This is a genomic window from Vibrio sp. YT-19(2023), assembly GCF_033337395.1.
In genome coordinates, this window is record NZ_JAWOQN010000037.1 from 1 (window position 1) to 16,705 (window position 16,705).

General features: G+C 41.3%; 16 protein-coding genes and 1 riboswitch. Of the genes, 5 read left to right on the top strand and 11 right to left on the bottom strand.

Annotation, left to right across the window (positions count from 1 at the left end; all coding sequences use genetic code 11):
- Positions 1–18: 18 nt before the first annotated feature.
- From R7E78_RS20495 to metA, 4 genes are all read right to left on the bottom strand, one after another.
- Positions 19–1,476: a diguanylate cyclase domain-containing protein gene (locus tag R7E78_RS20495; protein WP_318058188.1), complete on the bottom strand. Its 1,458-nt coding sequence runs from the start codon at positions 1,474–1,476 to the stop codon at positions 19–21.
- A complete protein-coding gene (locus tag R7E78_RS20500; RefSeq protein ID WP_047100670.1) occupies positions 1,476–2,405 on the bottom strand; it encodes a phosphate/phosphite/phosphonate ABC transporter substrate-binding protein in 930 nt (309 codons plus the stop codon). The genes R7E78_RS20495 and R7E78_RS20500 overlap by 1 nt, the downstream gene beginning before the upstream one ends.
- A gap of 267 nt (positions 2,406–2,672) precedes the next feature.
- Positions 2,673–3,398 carry a type IV pilus biogenesis/stability protein PilW gene (pilW, locus tag R7E78_RS20505; RefSeq protein WP_017820928.1) on the bottom strand — a complete coding sequence of 242 codons (726 nt, stop codon included), beginning with the start codon at positions 3,396–3,398 and terminating at the stop codon, positions 2,673–2,675.
- Positions 3,399–3,577: 179 nt separating this feature from the next.
- Positions 3,578–4,519 carry a homoserine O-acetyltransferase MetA gene (gene metA / locus R7E78_RS20510; protein WP_005377792.1) on the bottom strand — a complete coding sequence of 314 codons (942 nt, stop codon included), beginning with the start codon at positions 4,517–4,519 and terminating at the stop codon, positions 3,578–3,580.
- Between the two features lie 340 nt (positions 4,520–4,859).
- Here metA and R7E78_RS20515 point away from each other — a divergent pair, with 340 nt between their 5' ends.
- From R7E78_RS20515 to R7E78_RS20525, 3 genes are all read left to right on the top strand, one after another.
- Positions 4,860–5,246: a DUF6559 family protein gene (locus tag R7E78_RS20515; protein ID WP_047100669.1), complete on the top strand. Its 387-nt coding sequence runs from the start codon at positions 4,860–4,862 to the stop codon at positions 5,244–5,246.
- Between the two features lie 123 nt (positions 5,247–5,369).
- Positions 5,370–5,705, top strand: a complete 336-nt coding sequence (locus R7E78_RS20520; protein ID WP_069593657.1) for a DMT family transporter — start codon at positions 5,370–5,372, stop codon at positions 5,703–5,705.
- 420 nt (positions 5,706–6,125) lie between these two features.
- Positions 6,126–7,076, top strand: coding sequence for an LpxL/LpxP family Kdo(2)-lipid IV(A) lauroyl/palmitoleoyl acyltransferase (locus R7E78_RS20525; protein WP_318058189.1), 951 nt, complete (start codon positions 6,126–6,128; stop codon positions 7,074–7,076).
- Positions 7,077–7,146: 70 nt separating this feature from the next.
- On the opposite strand, the gene R7E78_RS20530 is transcribed toward R7E78_RS20525, so the two are convergent.
- A complete protein-coding gene (locus R7E78_RS20530) occupies positions 7,147–8,619 on the bottom strand; it encodes a carboxypeptidase M32 (protein WP_318058190.1) in 1,473 nt (490 codons plus the stop codon).
- A gap of 223 nt (positions 8,620–8,842) precedes the next feature.
- On the opposite strand from R7E78_RS20530, the gene R7E78_RS20535 reads away from it, so the two are divergent.
- On the top strand, positions 8,843–9,478 hold the full coding sequence (locus R7E78_RS20535; protein WP_017820932.1) for a LysE family translocator: 636 nt from the start codon (positions 8,843–8,845) through the stop codon (positions 9,476–9,478).
- A complete protein-coding gene (locus R7E78_RS20540) occupies positions 9,478–10,044 on the top strand; it encodes a hypothetical protein (RefSeq protein WP_005385713.1) in 567 nt (188 codons plus the stop codon). Before R7E78_RS20535 ends, R7E78_RS20540 begins: the two co-directional genes overlap by 1 nt.
- 117 nt (positions 10,045–10,161) lie before the next feature.
- On the opposite strand, the gene R7E78_RS20545 is transcribed toward R7E78_RS20540, so the two are convergent.
- From R7E78_RS20545 to R7E78_RS20570, 6 genes are all read right to left on the bottom strand, one after another.
- Complete coding sequence (locus R7E78_RS20545; protein ID WP_226083641.1) at positions 10,162–11,538, bottom strand: alanine/glycine:cation symporter family protein; 1,377 nt, start codon at positions 11,536–11,538, stop codon at positions 10,162–10,164.
- A 122-nt stretch (positions 11,539–11,660) separates the two neighbouring features.
- Positions 11,661–11,760, bottom strand: a riboswitch (glycine riboswitch).
- A 348-nt stretch (positions 11,761–12,108) separates the two neighbouring features.
- Positions 12,109–13,857: a hypothetical protein gene (locus tag R7E78_RS20550; RefSeq protein ID WP_318058191.1), complete on the bottom strand. Its 1,749-nt coding sequence runs from the start codon at positions 13,855–13,857 to the stop codon at positions 12,109–12,111.
- A 5-nt stretch (positions 13,858–13,862) separates the two neighbouring features.
- Entirely contained in the window at positions 13,863–14,486 is a 624-nt protein-coding gene (locus R7E78_RS20555; protein ID WP_140260774.1) for a phage baseplate protein, read from the bottom strand.
- A gap of 9 nt (positions 14,487–14,495) precedes the next feature.
- Positions 14,496–14,660, bottom strand: coding sequence for a hypothetical protein (locus R7E78_RS20560; RefSeq protein WP_169644173.1), 165 nt, complete (start codon positions 14,658–14,660; stop codon positions 14,496–14,498).
- 37 nt (positions 14,661–14,697) lie between these two features.
- Entirely contained in the window at positions 14,698–15,543 is an 846-nt protein-coding gene (locus R7E78_RS20565; protein ID WP_140260775.1) for a hypothetical protein, read from the bottom strand.
- A gap of 91 nt (positions 15,544–15,634) precedes the next feature.
- Entirely contained in the window at positions 15,635–16,705 is a 1,071-nt protein-coding gene (locus R7E78_RS20570; protein ID WP_140260776.1) for a S49 family peptidase, read from the bottom strand.

A 16,705-nucleotide genomic window follows, 5' to 3' on the forward strand; every position in this document is an offset into this window, starting at 1 on the left:
TCGGGTATCTAAGCCCAGTTAACTTTGAACAACAAAATGTCGCTTAATGGAGTGTCCAGTCTGGCTGGAGCAGATCAAGTCACGTACTGAACGACGCAGTTCTCGTTCTATGTATAAACGTTGTTTAATCGTTTCATCAAACGTGGAATCGTATATCGTCATAATGTCTTTACCGCGTCTTTTAGATTCCTGCGCCGCAAGAGAGGATAGCTGTAAAAGAGACTCAGCGTTTGAACCAAATTCTGGATACACAGCAATTCCGAGGCTTGCCGTAATTTGAATATCGTTCTCTTCCAAACTAAAGGGAGAGAGTAGTTGGCGATGAATATCGTTCGCTTTTTCTCTAGCTTCATGACTGCCCGAGCACGGAAAGGCCAGTACAAATTCATCCGCACCTACTCGACTTACGATGGTCGAAAGGCGGTAAAGCGGCTTAAAATAACTCGGCAAACGGCCTTGAAGCTCTGAGGCAAGATGGCCTAGCAATTTATCCCCAATGTTATGTCCGTAGTTATCGTTAATGTGCTTAAAGTCATCCAAGTCAATAAACACAACCGCGAGTGAGGGGGATTTGTGGTCAGTTATTTGCGTTTGAATATCAATGAGTAACTTTTCTCGGTTTGGCAGGGAAGTCAGAATATCGTGGTATGCCATGAACTCAACTCGGCTGGTGTATCGGTTCACTTTGTTTGACATTTTGTTGTACGCCGAAATAAGTTCTCCCACTTCATCTTTGCTTTGTATGTCGGTGACTGGCAGCGCTTGGGTATTTGACTCTGAAAATTGATCTTTTAGTTGCTTGAGTGGCTTAGTTAACGACCGCCCCAAAGCATAAGCGATGATGCTACCGAATAGAACGGATATCCCACTGATCGTTAGCAGCAAGTTAAACATCTTCTGTTTATCGTTTGAGGTAATCGCTTGGACTTGTTCAATGTTCTGTTCTTTCTCTTCCAGTAGATGTATCAAGTTAAGCTCAAGATATACCGCCCCAAGAGTAATGTTTGATTGCTGAATCGGCGCTGCGATCTCCAACTGATGCTTGGAAAAGGAAACGAGAGTTCTGGATTCTTCTATTGCTTTCAAAATAAAAGGAGAGCGGTAATGAGGTTGGGCAAACATCCTTAGCTGAGTAGTGCCGTCGTGAAAGATTAGCCCTTCATTGTCAACAACATGTATTTTCGAGACATCTGGCTGGCTCAATGTTGCCTTAATTTGCTCATACGCTTGACTGATATTGTCTGTATAGAGTGGATCAAAAAGCTGTTTTGATAATAGCTCTGCATAAACCAACCCTTTTTGCTTAACGTAAGATTCTGTTTTTTCTTGAGAGTTGTTCGTGATCTGTTGAGTTAAGCTATTTGAATACGCATCGTAACCGTGCATGTATAACGCAAGATTTATCACCACAACAAACAAGACAACGAACATTGTCGAGCAAATGTATTTGGTTTCGAGTGAGAGCTTTTGAAACATCAATCCACCTTCGGTAACAAGTGAACTGACTTGCGCACTGTACTTAAGGAGGCTCGCATTTCTGGAGTAAGCGCGCTGAATTTTTTGGTGTTCTGAAACTTTTTAAGTGCGAGAGAGCCTTCGTGAGTTGTATCCATATCAAGCAGTATGGACGTGATTTTACGCTGTTGCTCTAGGCTCATGCTTGGAGAAGCGAGAATTAAATCCCTGGGTATTTCAACAGAACGAGAAAAAATCGCTAGTTTGTCTTTCATGTTCTCTGGCAAATCTTTGGGATTGTTCCAGTTGAAGTTACTGAATGCTCCTGCTGCAACTCTCTGTTTATATACCCATACAGATAGGTTGATTTCATTTGACTGAGCGAGTTGCTCATCAAGGAATAAATAACCAATACTGTCTTTGGCCGGTTTGTCATCAGGAGAGGGAAGGTATTGCAGTTTTTCTCCGTGGTTCAGCAATGTAATCGCAGGTAGGTAATAGCTGCTGGTAGACGTGCGCTTTTCGAAAACAAGCGTTTTTCCGCGCAGGTCAGAAAATGACTCAATGCCACTCTCTTTATTAGTAAAGAACACCGTATGATATTTTTGCAGGCCTTTTTTCCATCGTATAGCGAGGACTTGGCTATTAGACTCCTTTTCTAAGGTCATCGCATTAAAGGGGGTCGCCGTTGCAATTTGAACGGTGCCATTTTCAAGCGCAACCGCGAGCTGACGATAGTTTTTAAATACCTTTACCGCCCCTTTTGCGTAACCATATTCAGCCATATTTTCAGTTACATACTGAGTAAGGGGCGTCGCTTTTTTGATTTTGCTTTGGGCTTTATTGGACACAATGCCAAATGTGAATGTTTTCTCAATATTTTCTTGTGCACTGACGACAAAAGGTGAACTCAGCAAAGTGAGTAATAACAGAGTGCAGGCAGGTTTCATCCGGCTTCAACTTCCTTCTGGTGCATGTCAGTAATATTTAGTATTTATCAATGTGCCGAAATCAATCTTAAAAACAGTATGATGTACAAATTTCGTTGTGTGCGCACTTTTTATAATGTGACTTGGTCACTTATTCCGTTCAAATAGTACCGAATTTGACGTTTATGTACAGGATGAATGTATCACCGTGAGTCTGAATTCACTGGATTCTTGGTCAAGCGCTGTATTGGCTGTGAGCTAATGCGCCTTATGTATCGCTATTTTGTACTAAGAAAATTTTTCCAATTGTTTTTGATACTTTTTCTCGAGAGCTTCATTGCCTGCTGCACGTTCAAGTTGAATCATGAGTTGCAAAGAGGGCTTCTTCACGCCATACATTTGATTGAATCTCATTAATCGAATTCTAGCTTCAGTATAATCACCGCTATCAATTTCTATTTTAGCGAGTTGCAAAATCGATTTTGGTCTATGGGGATCATGATCGATAGCTCTAGTAAAGTAGTATCTCGCTTTGTCTTTATCTTGTGATTTTAGAGCACAAAAAGCTGCATTCTCATAGCTCGCTGGAATAAGGTAGTAATAAGGCTGCTCAATGGCTCGATTAAACATCTGATCGGCTTTTTCGAAGTCACCTCGCTTGCAAAGAAAAGTACCGTAGTTATTGAGCACATTTCCGTTTTTAGTGTGTTGGCGTAGAGAGCGTTTATACATCTGTTCGGCTTTAATATCTTCACCAACCGTTTCGTAGTAGTGAGCCATAGATAATTGCGCGCGATAGTATTGAGGTGCGTGGTTTAAGGCTTGTTGTAAGTTATCATGCGCGCGAATCATGTTACCGCCGTCTAAATAACCTAAGCCAAGTGCGATACGTGATTCTGCCATTGCCACAGGATCGGCTTTAACGACAGGGCTTCCATCTTCTTTCACCGTCACGCAACCCACGAGTGCAAACTGAGACAATAATATTAGTGCACCGAGCTTTGCTGTTTTCATTCTTTATCCCTACATCCCTGAATCTTTCTGCATGATATGAATTACTTAGCAAAAGCCTATTGAGGAAAAAACACTATGCGATCAGGTTTGCAAACTGTTATGAAAAAGCCGCCATATGGCGGCTTGGTTCACATATTACATTTCGGTAATGATGAGTGCTTTGTTTGCTTATTTTGAAGCTAATCGTCTTTAGTGAAAGCATCTTCACTGAAGTGATCGAGGTCGTACGGTGTTTGCTGATAAACACAGTAGTTCAGCCAGTTTAAAAAGAGGAGGTGTCCATGGCTTCTCCAGCTTGCAATTGGTGGGTTATCTGGGTTGTTGTTTGGGTAATAGTTGACAGGAATAGCGGGCTCCATACCTTCGCTTAAATCTCGGATATATTCATTATGTAAGGTGTGAGAATCATACTCAGGGTGTCCTGTGACAAAGACATTGCGTTTGTCTTTTGTGGTGGCCAAGTACACACCTGCGACATCCGATGTCGCTAAAATGTCTAAGTCAGTATGCTCTTCTAGAAAGTGAGGCGAAAAATCTGCGTAACGCGAGTGAGGAGCCAAAAACGTGTCATCAAATCCACGTAAGATAGGGTGAAATTGATGATGGATTTGGTGATGATACACGCCTGAAAGTTTTTCTTTACGCGTTTTTTTAGGTAGATCGTAGAGTAGCTTTAGTCCCGCTTGCGCAGCCCAGCAAACATAAAGAGTGGATGTCACATGATCTTTTGCCCACTCCATGATGGTTTTGAGATGATCCCAATAAATGACATCTTCAAATTGTACCAAACCTAATGGAGCCCCAGTAATGATCATGCCATCGAAGTTTTTATCTCGCACCATTTCAAATTGGCGATAAAACGTGTCTAAATGTTCAGTTGGCGTATTTTTACTCGGGCGGTTATCAATGCGCAGTAATTCGACGTTAACCTGTAGTGGGCTGTTTGAGAGTAGACGCAGAAACTGAGTTTCAGTCTCTATTTTTTTGGGCATCAGATTAAGGATCAGCACTCTTAAAGGACGTATTTCCTGACTCGCTGCACGCGTTTCACTCATCACGAAGATGTTTTCTGTCCTTAATACATCGGTAGCTGGTAATTGATCTGGAATTCTAATTGGCACGACTTTCTCTCCCTAAGTATAGTCAATCTAGACGTCTATACTTCTAAAGCTAACTTAATTAAGTTTAGATGTCGATACGAAATCCGACTTTTCAATCTACTCTTTACATTATGGTAAACCGTACTCGGGGTTGTCACACAATTGTGACTAAAGCAGAGTTTCTGATGAGATAGGTTTGAAACGCAGTGTGTACTATTTGCTGGTAATTATGCGATCACGTTAATATGTGAAGGTGACTTCGTAGTAAGGAAGTCTCAAATTAATGAGCCATACTAAAAACAATCAGCTCACCATTTTGCATTAATGTGCATATTTGGAAACATCGTCAGTGGAGGACATTATGTTCGGTATTTTCAAGAGAAAGACAAAGATTCAGAGCATAGCTCAAGAAGTTCCTTGCGTGCTACTGCATTCGTTTGGTGATAAAGACATTTATACGCCGGAAGAGATTGATCAAGCTCTTCAAAAGCTGGGTTATGATAAGAGCAAGGATATCAGTCATTATCAGTATGCGTATGGAATGTTTGCCGATGAAGCCTCTTACGAGCTCCTAGAACTAACGGATGAGCTAGGTAATTATGCTCATTTCCAACGTGAAGTAGGTAAGATGCTACTCAATACACCTGAGCCGATTGATATGCATATCTACTTTGAAATTTCTCGTCAGCACCAAAACGTCAGCCTTTCACCTGGTCATCAAAAAGTAAGCGAAAGTGATGGTGTGTAAACATCGTTAGTGGTATTCCATCGTGAGATGAGTTGGGTATAATGCGCGGCCTAATTATCCGGACATGTTGTCGGTTACATTTCTGTTGAGCGTTAATGCCTTATGTTCAAAATGCTTGTCTCTATGCCACCAATGTTGGCGCTGTCGATAGCGATTGTATGTGAAGTGATTGCCACTTCTTATATTCCCAAAACAGAGCAATTTACGAAAGTAATGCCGAGCACAGTCGTTTTGATTGGTTACGGCATCGCTTTCTTCTTGCTTTCCGTCACAGTGCAAACAATGCCTGTCGGGGTTGTTTATGCCATATGGAGTGGTGCTGGGATCGTTTTGGTTGCGACGGTTGGTTACTTTGTTTACGGACAGCGTCTAGACTTACCAGCCCTAGTTGGTATTGGGTTTATCATCGCTGGTGTGTTGATCGTAAATTTATTATCCAAAACAGTAGGGCACGAATAACGCCACTCTACTTGTTAAGTGAATAAGAAGCCGCAGCGAGAAATTGCTGCGGCTTTTTAGTACAAATTCAATCGCTAATGGCGAGTATTGATATGACGTCTTATTGTTGTATTCATCACGGTCGCATTATGTGATTGAAAAACAGGCATTATTTAGCGCATTGAAAATACAAAGTTATGTTTCTTCAAACTTTAGGAAAGGGCAGTAGATAAATCACTCCGATAGATGTTAACGTGGCGACTCATCTTTACTGCTTTTTCATTCCCTACATATTTCTGCAAAGTTCTTATTGTGTAGTGTGTCGAAGAACCATAGAATCCGCGCGCTTTAATTTATGTTATTAGCGTTATCAATGATAAAAGTGCAGTCCATTATCATTGTTTTTATCACTTATAGATGGGCACATCTGACAATACTTACATGAACAAATACAAAAAGCCTGCATTCAAGGCCGAATTTCTTTTGCCTCGTTACTGGGGAACGTTAATTATCATTAGCGTGATGTACTTACTTAGCCTCCTTCCTTTTAAAGTTCAACTAGCTTTGGGACGCAACATTGGTCGTTTAGCTATGCGAATCATGAGAAAACGTCAAGTTACTATCAGACGCAATCTTGAGCTTTGCTTCCCTCATATGGAAGAATGCCAACGCGAAGCAATTCTAAAAGACAACATCGACAATACTGGCATCGCACTTTTTGAGACCGCAATGGCATGGTTTTGGTCAGATAAACGGGTAAACAAACACGTCACGATAAAAGGCATGGAGCATCTAGAGGCTTTAGAGAAGTCAGGCAACGGTGCATTAATGTTGGCCGTACACTCAATGAATCTAGAGTTAGGTGCTCGAGCTTTTGGCATTAAAAAGTCTGGAACCGGTGTTTATCGCCCAAACAATAATCCGTGCTTTGATTATTTTCAGTATAAGGGACGCTCTCGCTCTAATCGTACACTGATTGATCGTAAAAACGTCAAAGCCATGCTTGAATCACTTAAAACGGGTGAGCGGGTTTGGTATGCACCGGACCACGATTATGGTAACCGACGCTCGACATTTGCACCGTTATTTGCCGTTAAAAATGCTTGTACTACGACAGGTACAAGTTTGTTGGTTGATTCTACAGATTGCGCCATTGTGCCTTTTACGATGGTAAGAGGAAAAGACGGACACTATACCCTAACCATTAGTGCGCCCGTCGACGGTTTCCCGAAAGAGGATCATCAACGCGCCGCCGCATTCGTGAATCAAATAGTTGAAACATCAATCATGGCAAGTCCGAGCCAGTATATGTGGCTTCATCGTCGGTTTAAAACTAGACCAGAGGGTGAGGACTGTTTGTACAAGCCTAGGCTCATCCCTAGCTTGGCATAACACATAGATAGCCTACAAAAAGCCCAAGGAACATACGAACCTTGGGCTTTTACTTTCTATTCTTTTCGCTTTATAAGTAGCGATCTTTTAGGTGAGCTTGAAAGTGTTTAGCATTCAGTGTTTCACCCGTGGCTTGTTTTACCAACTCATCAGTGGTGAATAAGCTACCTTTACTCCAGATGTTTTCCGAGAGCCAATTGAATATCAGAGCTAAGTCGCCAGAACGAATAACCGCATCTACATCGACGGTTTGTTTCATTGCTGCCATAAATTGTGCAGCGTACATCGCACCGAGCGTGTAGGACGGGAAATAGCCAAAACTTCCGTCTGTCCAATGGATATCTTGCATACAGCCATTTTTGAAGTTTCCTTCGGTTGATAGCCCCAAGTACGCTTTCATCTTTTCGTTCCAGAGTTCTGGTACATATGTATGTTTGATAACGCCGTTCATGAGATCTCGCTCAATTTCATATCGAAGAATAACGTGAGCAGGATATGTAAGTTCGTCAGCATCTACGCGAATAAAGCCTTTTTCTACGCGAGTGTAAATTTTGGCTAAATTGTCTTTTTCGAATTCACTACCAGAAAAATGGTTAGAAGCCAGTCGAGCGAGGTGATCGATAAACGCGCTGCTTCGTCCTATTTGCATTTCAAAGAAGAGTGATTGTGATTCATGAATACCCATAGAGCGAGCTTCTCCCGCGGGTGTTCCTGATAAATCTTTTGGTAGCCCTTGCTCGTATCGAGCATGGCCAGTTTCGTGGACAATCCCCATCAATGATTGGACAAACTCGTTTTCATTATAACGTGTCGTAATACGTACATCTGTCGGTACACCGCCACAAAATGGGTGGGTACTCTCATCAAGTCGACCGTGTTCAAAATCGAATTGAAGTAGCTTCATGACTTCCAAACCGAGCGCTTTTTGCTTTTCCGCAGGGTAGTGTGCAGTTGGCAATAAGATGTTGTCTGATTGTTGTTTTTCAAGCGCTTCATCGATCAAAGTAGGAAGCCAGGTTTTCACGTCAGCAAAAAGAATGTCTAACGACGCAGACGTTGTGCCAGGTTCATAAACATCGAGCATGGCATCATAAGGAGTCGTGCCATTTGCTTCGGCTCTAATTTGCGCTTCTTCCTGCGATAGCTTTACTACTTCAGCCCAGTTCTTTTCAAAACCAGCCCAGTCATTTTCTCCACGTTGTGTACGCCATGCATGTTCACATTTGGAGCCAGCAAGAGATTGAGCTTGAACTAATGATTCTGGTAGTAAGTTAGCTTGCTGCCACCCACGCTTCATTTCTCTTAGGATAGATTTTTCTTTTGTAGACAGCGTCTCTTCTTCTGCCTGAGCGAAAAGCTCTCCCAAGTGCGGTTGAGTCATTAAAGAATGGATATGTACATCAAGCTCTGCCGTGGCATTCGAGCGTGCTTCAGCGCCACCAGGTGGCATGACCGCTGCTTGATCCCAATCTATGATGGCAGATAGATGCTCAAAATTTGCCACTTTTTTGGAATGTTCAACGAGTTTTGTAAATGCGTTCATGTGACTACTCTTATTCTTTTGTTCTTTCCCTAAACACCCGATAACGGGTCCTTCATATGGTGTTGCACTAAGCAACCTGCGTTAATTTACTAATAATTAACAATTAACTCCAACCCATTGTCCATAAACTCACCCAGTTGTATAGCTCTCTTAAAAAAGAAGCTTGCGAATCTTGTGGATTGGCGGTATTGATGAAGGATTGACAATTAATTATCACGATAATATGGATATTTTGAATTTCGAGGCATTTATTATTGCCATTACGATTTTAACGTTAACGCCAGGTTTAGATACTGCACTTGTTATCCGTAACACTAGCCGCTCGGGCCTAAAAGATGGATGTACAACCAGTCTAGGGATTTGCTTTGGCTTATTCGTACATGCTTTTTTTTCTGCGGTTGGTATCTCGGCGATTCTTGCGCAATCAGCAGAGTTGTTCCAAATCGTAAAAATGATTGGCGCAGCTTATCTTATCTGGCTTGGTTTGAGCAGTTTAAAAGCGCTAATGTCGTCGAAAGATGGATTGACCGTGACCGAGCAGATTCACGAAGTGTTTAATGGTAAGCGCTCTTTTAGAGAGGGCTTTCTTTCTAACGTCTTGAACCCGAAAACGGCGGTCTTCTATTTGGCTTTCTTGCCACAGTTTGTGAATCCAGAAGGTTCACCCTTGCTTCAATCAATGATGATGGCATCTGTACACTTTGCTATTGCGATGGTTTGGCAGTGTGGTTTAGCTGGCGCGCTTAACTCGGCTAAAAATCTACTAAAGAATGCAAGCTTTATGAAGTGGATGGAAGGCGCGACGGGCGCAGTATTAGTCGCACTTGGTGTGAAGTTATTAATTGAAAAACCCGTTTAATGCGTAATATTTATCGATTGTTGATACTACTCGCTGTATTTATTGTGGGGATAGGTGCCGCTGTTGCTTGGCATACGTGGCCACAAGTACAGTTTGCGCAACGCGGCATGATCTGGTCTTGGCACTGGGGCTACTTCGAGCCTTTTGCTAATGGAATACAACAAACGCGAACTCAAGATACTAAACAGTTATTGCTCAGGCGTGTGTATTTGCATGACGCTATTGTCGTTTTTGTTTCGACAACTATGGACAATAAATTTGAGGTTGACGTTGTAAAAGAGCAAACCTGTGAACCTAAAACGACGACTTGGGCTTCGGTCTCTGTCAATCATCAACGTGTCAGGCATGTACCTATGGTGTGCGATGCGTTTGGGCAAGGCTACTTTTATCGCTACATCGGGAAACATCTGGAATCGATTGAAGTTGGTGTCGGCGACTCGTTTGTAACAGAAGCATTTTTAGACTGGCCGCTATCAGAGTTGAAAGCGGATCAATTCAAGCAAAAAAATGCGAAGTTTTTTGAAGAACGTGGAGAAAACGTTGAGCATCAATGGTTGAGAGATTAACCATTTAACCGAAGATAAATAAAGCCCGCTAAATAATAGCGGGTTTTGTGTTTTACCATTTCTAATGTGTCTTGCTCTCTGTGACTGACAGTTTGTGACCGCAAACCTGCCGTTTCACTAAGCTTTCACTGCTTCAACTTTACCTGATTGCGATGTTGAGCTAAAGAACAGTTTGGTTTCTGCCAGTACGACGTGACGCAGTGCGATCAAACCAATTAGGTTAGGAATTGCCATCAGACCGTTTACGATATCAGCCAGTAGCCAAATCATATCGAGGTGAAGGAATGCACCAGATGCCACCAAGCCGACGAAAATCAGTTTGTATGGAAGCACAGCTTTAGTTCCGAACAGGAACACAACGCAACGCTCACCGTAGTAGTTCCAACCAAGAATGGTGGTAAAAGCGAAGAACATCAAACCGATTGAGACGAGCATAGGGCCAAATGTATCTGCATTTAAACCCACCGCAAAAGCATGAGTCGTCATCGCGGCGCCTGCTAGGTCACTTTGCCATGCACCGGTCAGGATTAGAGCAAGGCCTGTCATGGTACAAATAATGATGGTATCGAAAAAGGTACCCGTCATTGAAATTAGGCCTTGTTTAACACAAGAGTCTGTCTTCGCTGCTGCTGCTGCCATAGGCGCGCTACCCAAACCAGATTCATTTGAGAACACACCGCGAGCGATACCTGATTGGATTGCCAACATGATGCTTGCACCTAGAAAACCACCAGTCGCTGCTGTTGATGTAAAGGCTGAAACCAGCACTAATTCAACGGCATTGAACAATTGGTCTGCATTCATGATGATCACGCTTAAACACGCCAACACATAAAATACAGCCATGGTAGGAACCACTTTTCCTGCAACGTTAGCAATGGATTTGATGCCACCCAAAGTTACGAAAGCAACCAAAAGAGTTAGTACGAAGGCAGATAGCTCACGGTTAACACCAAGAGATATCTCACTTGCATCCAGAATCGCGTTTACTTGTGGAAACGTACCGATACCAAAACAAGCAACACCCAAAGCAAACACTGCAAACATGATCGCGAGAGCTTTTGAGCCAACACCGTATTGCAAGTAATACATTGGGCCACCAATCATTTGGCCTTTATCATCGACTCTTCGGTACTTAACCGCCAACAAACATTCGGCGTATTTAGTCGCCATTCCGAAAAGGGCAGCGAGCCACATCCAGAATAGAGCGCCTGGTCCACCGAGTTTGATTGCTGTGGCAACACCAACAATGTTACCAGTACCAATTGTTGCTGAGAGCGCAGTACAAAGAGCTGCAAAGCTAGAAACGTCACCTTGAGTATTAGATGACTTATCTTTACTGAATACCATCGCTAGCGCTGTTGGGAGGTGTTTAAACTGGATCAAGCCAAGGCTAAAAGTGAAGTAAACACCTGTACCTACTAGCAAAATAAGCAGCGGTGGACCCCAGACAAAATTATCGATGGTTTGTAGTAAAGATTGTAGGTTGTTCATGATTTCCCCTTAATAAAACAACTAATAAGGAGAAGAGGGAAAGGACGAGATCAACGATCTCTAAAAGAACTAAGCTATTGGTTGTAGGCGGGAAGGCCAAGCAAAATAGTTAGGTTGTAACTTTCCACTCCTCTGTCCTTTTGCCTGAGAGTTTCACCTTGCGTGAGTGCAAGACTTGCTCCTTCGGCGACCGATTTAACGGTTCTCTCCAGAGGTTCCTCCAACTACAGTCCCCGCTACCTAGGTAGCACCTGAAATAGTTAATTCTTCGGCGAGTTATGCTAATCAAATGTTAAAATTTGATTAATAACCACTCTCCTGCAGTCTTCATCGGAACAATTACCTTTGATTTATATAAGTTTCTCAGTTGTTACTAAGTTGTTACATAACTCTCAGATAATCAGATAGTTAGCCTATTGCTAACAGCGCATAATTTACCAACTATGAGATATAGGTCAAGTATTTTTCATAGTGTTTTAAGTCGATGTACTCCAATTTGTACCCCAACTTGTGTATTCGATAGCATAAAAAACCCCACCAATAAGGTGGGGTAATGTCATATCTTAGATTCTAGTTTGAAGGTGATAGGTTGCTATAAAATGCCACCATTCGATCATCCTCAGCGCGGTCAATTTCACCACGAACAACAGGGATGATGTTACCAGAATTATCAACATCAGAACGAACGTGAAGATTTACATCTACTTTTTGATGTTGTGTTTGAATTGAACTGATCTCTCTACCAGCACGACCAATTAGATCGAAGATATCGGTATTTAAGAACTCGGTATATTTATTTTTACCAAAAAAGTTTTCAGGATCTAACAAGCCGCCTTTTCTGCCCTCATATACAGCGTATCCGCCCATTAACCAAGGGTTAGCTCTTGCTGCCATACCTGCTGCTGCTCGTGCTCCACCTGCTGCTCGTGCGGCTGCACCACCTTTAACACTTGCACTTGTTGCACTACCAAGACCTAGTGCACTTGCTGCACGGCTAATAAGCTTGAACAAACCTTTGAATGCATTTGTTAATGTATTTACAACACTCAAGCCACCGCTTAATACAGTAAAGATTTTCGAACCGACCCAAATTGAAGCAATTGTTTTACCAATCGTGATAATCTCATCACCATGTTTAACAGCTGTGTTAACGAAAGACCTTACAGATTCACCCATTTGTCGGAAAGTAGGCTGTAATTCTTTTAAGTCAGTCATAATGGAGTTGATATTACCTCCACCAAACCCAACAAGAAATTCATCCATTAGGCGACCAAACCCTTCCCCGATTAACGAAATGTTTTGACGTGCTTTTACTAATGTTTCAATATCTTGCTGTGTGAGGTTGAGATTAAATCGTTCTCGTTGTGCTCGAATTTCCTCAATATTAGCCATCGCTTTGAACTGGAGGATTGCGTCATTACCGAAACTTTCCATGAGGAACGTGAGCTTATTCATATCCGTTCCACGGCGTTTAGCTTCTTCTTGAATCAACTTCATTGCTTCGAGAGGTTTTAGCTCTTTTAGCATCTCCTCGGAGATCTTATTGTTCTTCTTCAACCACTCAGCCACATCGGAGAATTCGCCTCCACCTGTTAGTTGGTAGTCTCCGAGCTTGTCTGCGAAGTCTTTGTACTGGTCTGAAACGCTGTCCATTGATAAACCGAACTTTTCTGAGGCGGCGCTAATATTTTGAAACGTGATAGCATCTAAACCACTCTTTTTAATGGCTTGGTCCAGCTCGGTAGCTCGTTGTAACGATTGTTGCATACCTAAAGCGGCTAAACTACCAACCGTTAAACCTGCTGCCATACCAGCACGTTTGAGTGATGACGCTGCCGCCTTACGGCGTTCATTGTGCTGATGGGTTATAAGTGCGCTCTGTTTAGCAAGTTCTCGTGTCCTTTGTTTCTCGCGGCGGTTGCGATCTGAGATTTGGTTTTTCAATCGTTTCTCAAGGTGAAGCAATTCTTCTGTGCTTGAAGCTTGTTTGAGCTTGTTCAGTAAAACTTTCTTCTCAGCAACACCCATGTCACGAATTGCACTTGTGGATTGAGCAAATCGTAGCAACACTTTCTTCTGTGTAGCCTCGATTTGCTCTTGTTCTTTTTGGAGCTTACGATAGTGCTTGATGTGAGCGTCTTGATCTTGTTGTCGTTGTCGCCTAGCTCTAGGAGAACCACCAACACCAAGAACATTTTCAGGGTTAGCTTTATCGAGTTGTCGAGCCAGCTTTTTACTATCTTTCAACACCTTATTCCAAGACGGACGATCGAGCTTCCATGCAATCGTGTTTGTAAATTTATGAAGTTGTCGAGCCATATGAATTAACCTTCTCTGTTAAAAAATTCTTTAATAATTTGTTCATTCGATTTTTGTTCTAATCCCATGAGATTTACATAACCATCTTTATACAAATCAGGTAGTTTATTCACCTTCCCACTAAAGCCATTATTAGAGCTGTTAGTTTTACGTTGACCATCAAGTGACTTTTGTTCATCGGCAAACGTTAGAAGGTATCCCTTTTCATAAGACACGTTGCGGATATGTTCTAATAGGAGTCGATATTCCATAGAATCAGTTGTGTTGACTTGTCGAGGCGTATATTTAACAATGACGTAGTCATTTAAATTGTAAAACTCATTCACGATTGTTAACTTAGTGCTTTTGTTAAACCAATTGAGAAGAATTTGATGGGCATTCAAAGGGCGTTGCTCTTTGTCATCAATACTTAACAAATTACCATTTATATTTGAGAGGGGATTCTTACCAACGTAACAGGTAAGTGATAATGTAGGGTTGCTCTTAACTACATTTGAAGTGATAACGCTCTTATCGCTTACTGGGTATTTGGTAGCATTAGCTTGATAACTAGGTAGGATTTCGGTAAAAGCATCGGCATAAAATCTACCAAGGTCATCATTAGACATCAAATAGGTAGGTGTGATCATAATCTTTCCTTATTTTCTCAGTTCTTCATCCACAATCTTCTTTATCTTCTTCAATACTGTTCGATAATCTTCTTTAGGATCTTTCTCTTTTGGTTTACCAAATAGGGTATTGATAATTAGAATAGGGATGAGGATCAGAAGGAGGGGAGGTAGTTGTATAAATTCCATAGGCATTTTATTAACCCCTTAGTTAAAAGGGGCAGTTATCATTTTATTTGTTATATTGGATACTCTTATAGTCTAGATTTTCAGCTTCACTTTCTTTCACCCAAAGTTTATGCTGTTTATCATCAGCGAGATATTTACGAAGAGGGATGAAATTTAAATGGGTAAGAACTTCTTCAATATCTTTATTCGCAGCATCACCACACATTGCTTGTACATCCTCGAAGAACCAATAATCTCTTGACTCAATGCTATCAAAGTATTGTGAGAAATTAACATACATATCATTTAGGCTATTAGCTTCACTAGCTGCTAATTCAGCAATAGCTTTATCATAAGCTGCTTTCTGTTCAGAATGCTTGTTTTGCGCCCAATTCGTTGCTTTTACAACATCCATTTTTTCTTTACGTTCAATTTCGTTGAGTTCATCAAGAATAGATAAAACTTTCTCTTTGAGAAATTTAATATCTTTTTCAATCAAGCAATCAGGCTTCTTCAAGATAAGCTTATTAACACTCAATTGATGGAATAAATTGTGTTCTTGATTAGAGACTGTTTTAAAACCTCGATCAATTAACTCAGCATGCTTTACTAGAAGCTGTTGTAATCCTTCTCGGATAAATTCATGGTGATATGCACACAGTTTATTTTCTTTTACAAGGTTGCTACCACTTAAAAGGTATGTAATTTCATCCTTACGTGAACTAAATGCTTTAGGTGCGGACGTGGAGATATAAGGAAGGTTATAAGAGGCTAGGTTGAAATTAACCACCTTATCAACACGTTCCTGATCAATTTGTTCTGGTTTAGTCACTTGAGTTCGGTAATACTCTTTAATTAATTCTTCAACAGTTTGGACATTTGGTAGGGTGTTAGTAGTTGCAATGCTCATTATTGTTATTCCTTATTTTTGTTTTTTAATTAGAGTTAGAGATTGGAGAGTTCGAAGTTTTTGTAATACTGTTTTTGTTTCGTCTGACATATTACAAACCACCTTGTTCTTGTTTACGTTTCATCGCTGCTCTACGAACTGCTGCTTCAAGTTTAAGTTTGTGTTCTAATTTCTCTTGCTCATAAGTTAGTTCTGGTTCTGGCTCATCACTCTTGACTACGGGCTTAACACTTGCTTGTGCTACGGCTTTAGCACGTTCATAGCCAGTTAAAGTACTTGAAGTTGGTTTAGAGGTTGATGTAGACGCTTTTGTTTGTGAATTAACAGGTTGATGTGGTTTTGAATTTTTCAAAAACTGAAGAAACTCATCTGGTGTTTTGATTCCATTGACTAAGCCAATATCTAAACATTTATTGGCAGAGAAAACCTTAGCTTGCGTATCTCTTACTTGTTTAGCTGACATAGGGCGGTTAGATGCTACATGATTGATAAAATCTGTATAAAGTTCATCGACGCTTTGCTGAAGGTCTGCTAAAAACTCATCTTTGAAGTGCCCTGATTCATTCACGCTAATTTTGGACTCACCTGCAGATACGAAAATTCTTTTAATTCCCGCCATATCAAGAGCTTTTGATGTATCAGTAAGCTGAACAACTACACCAATAGAACCAAGCTGACCCATAGGATGTGTATAAATGCTCTCGCAAATCGCTAAAAGTGCATAACAAGCGCTGGCTGCCGTTCCATCACAGTATCCAATGAGCTTAATATTATTCTCTTTGGCAATACGTTTGATTGTGGTTGCAGCTTGAAACACTCCCATAGCCTCACCGCCGCCAGAATCGGCAAGCATGACAACGGTTTTAACTCCATTAGCTGCATAGCTTTCCATTTGTGATACAAGGTCTTGATAACTGCACCCACCACACAACATTTGATACGGATTGCTGCGGTAAGTACACGCACCCTCTACATTTAAAACCTTCGTGTTAGGTAATGATTCAATTTTATTAATCAAAGTGTTTGTAGATTTAAAGCCGCTATTATCAGAGGCTAATTGCTTTCGAAGTTCTCGATCTTCAAGAATCTCACTAACAGTTGTAAAAAGTTCAACACTCGCTAATTGAGGTCGAGATAAGATTTCTTTTGAAAGGTAATTCAT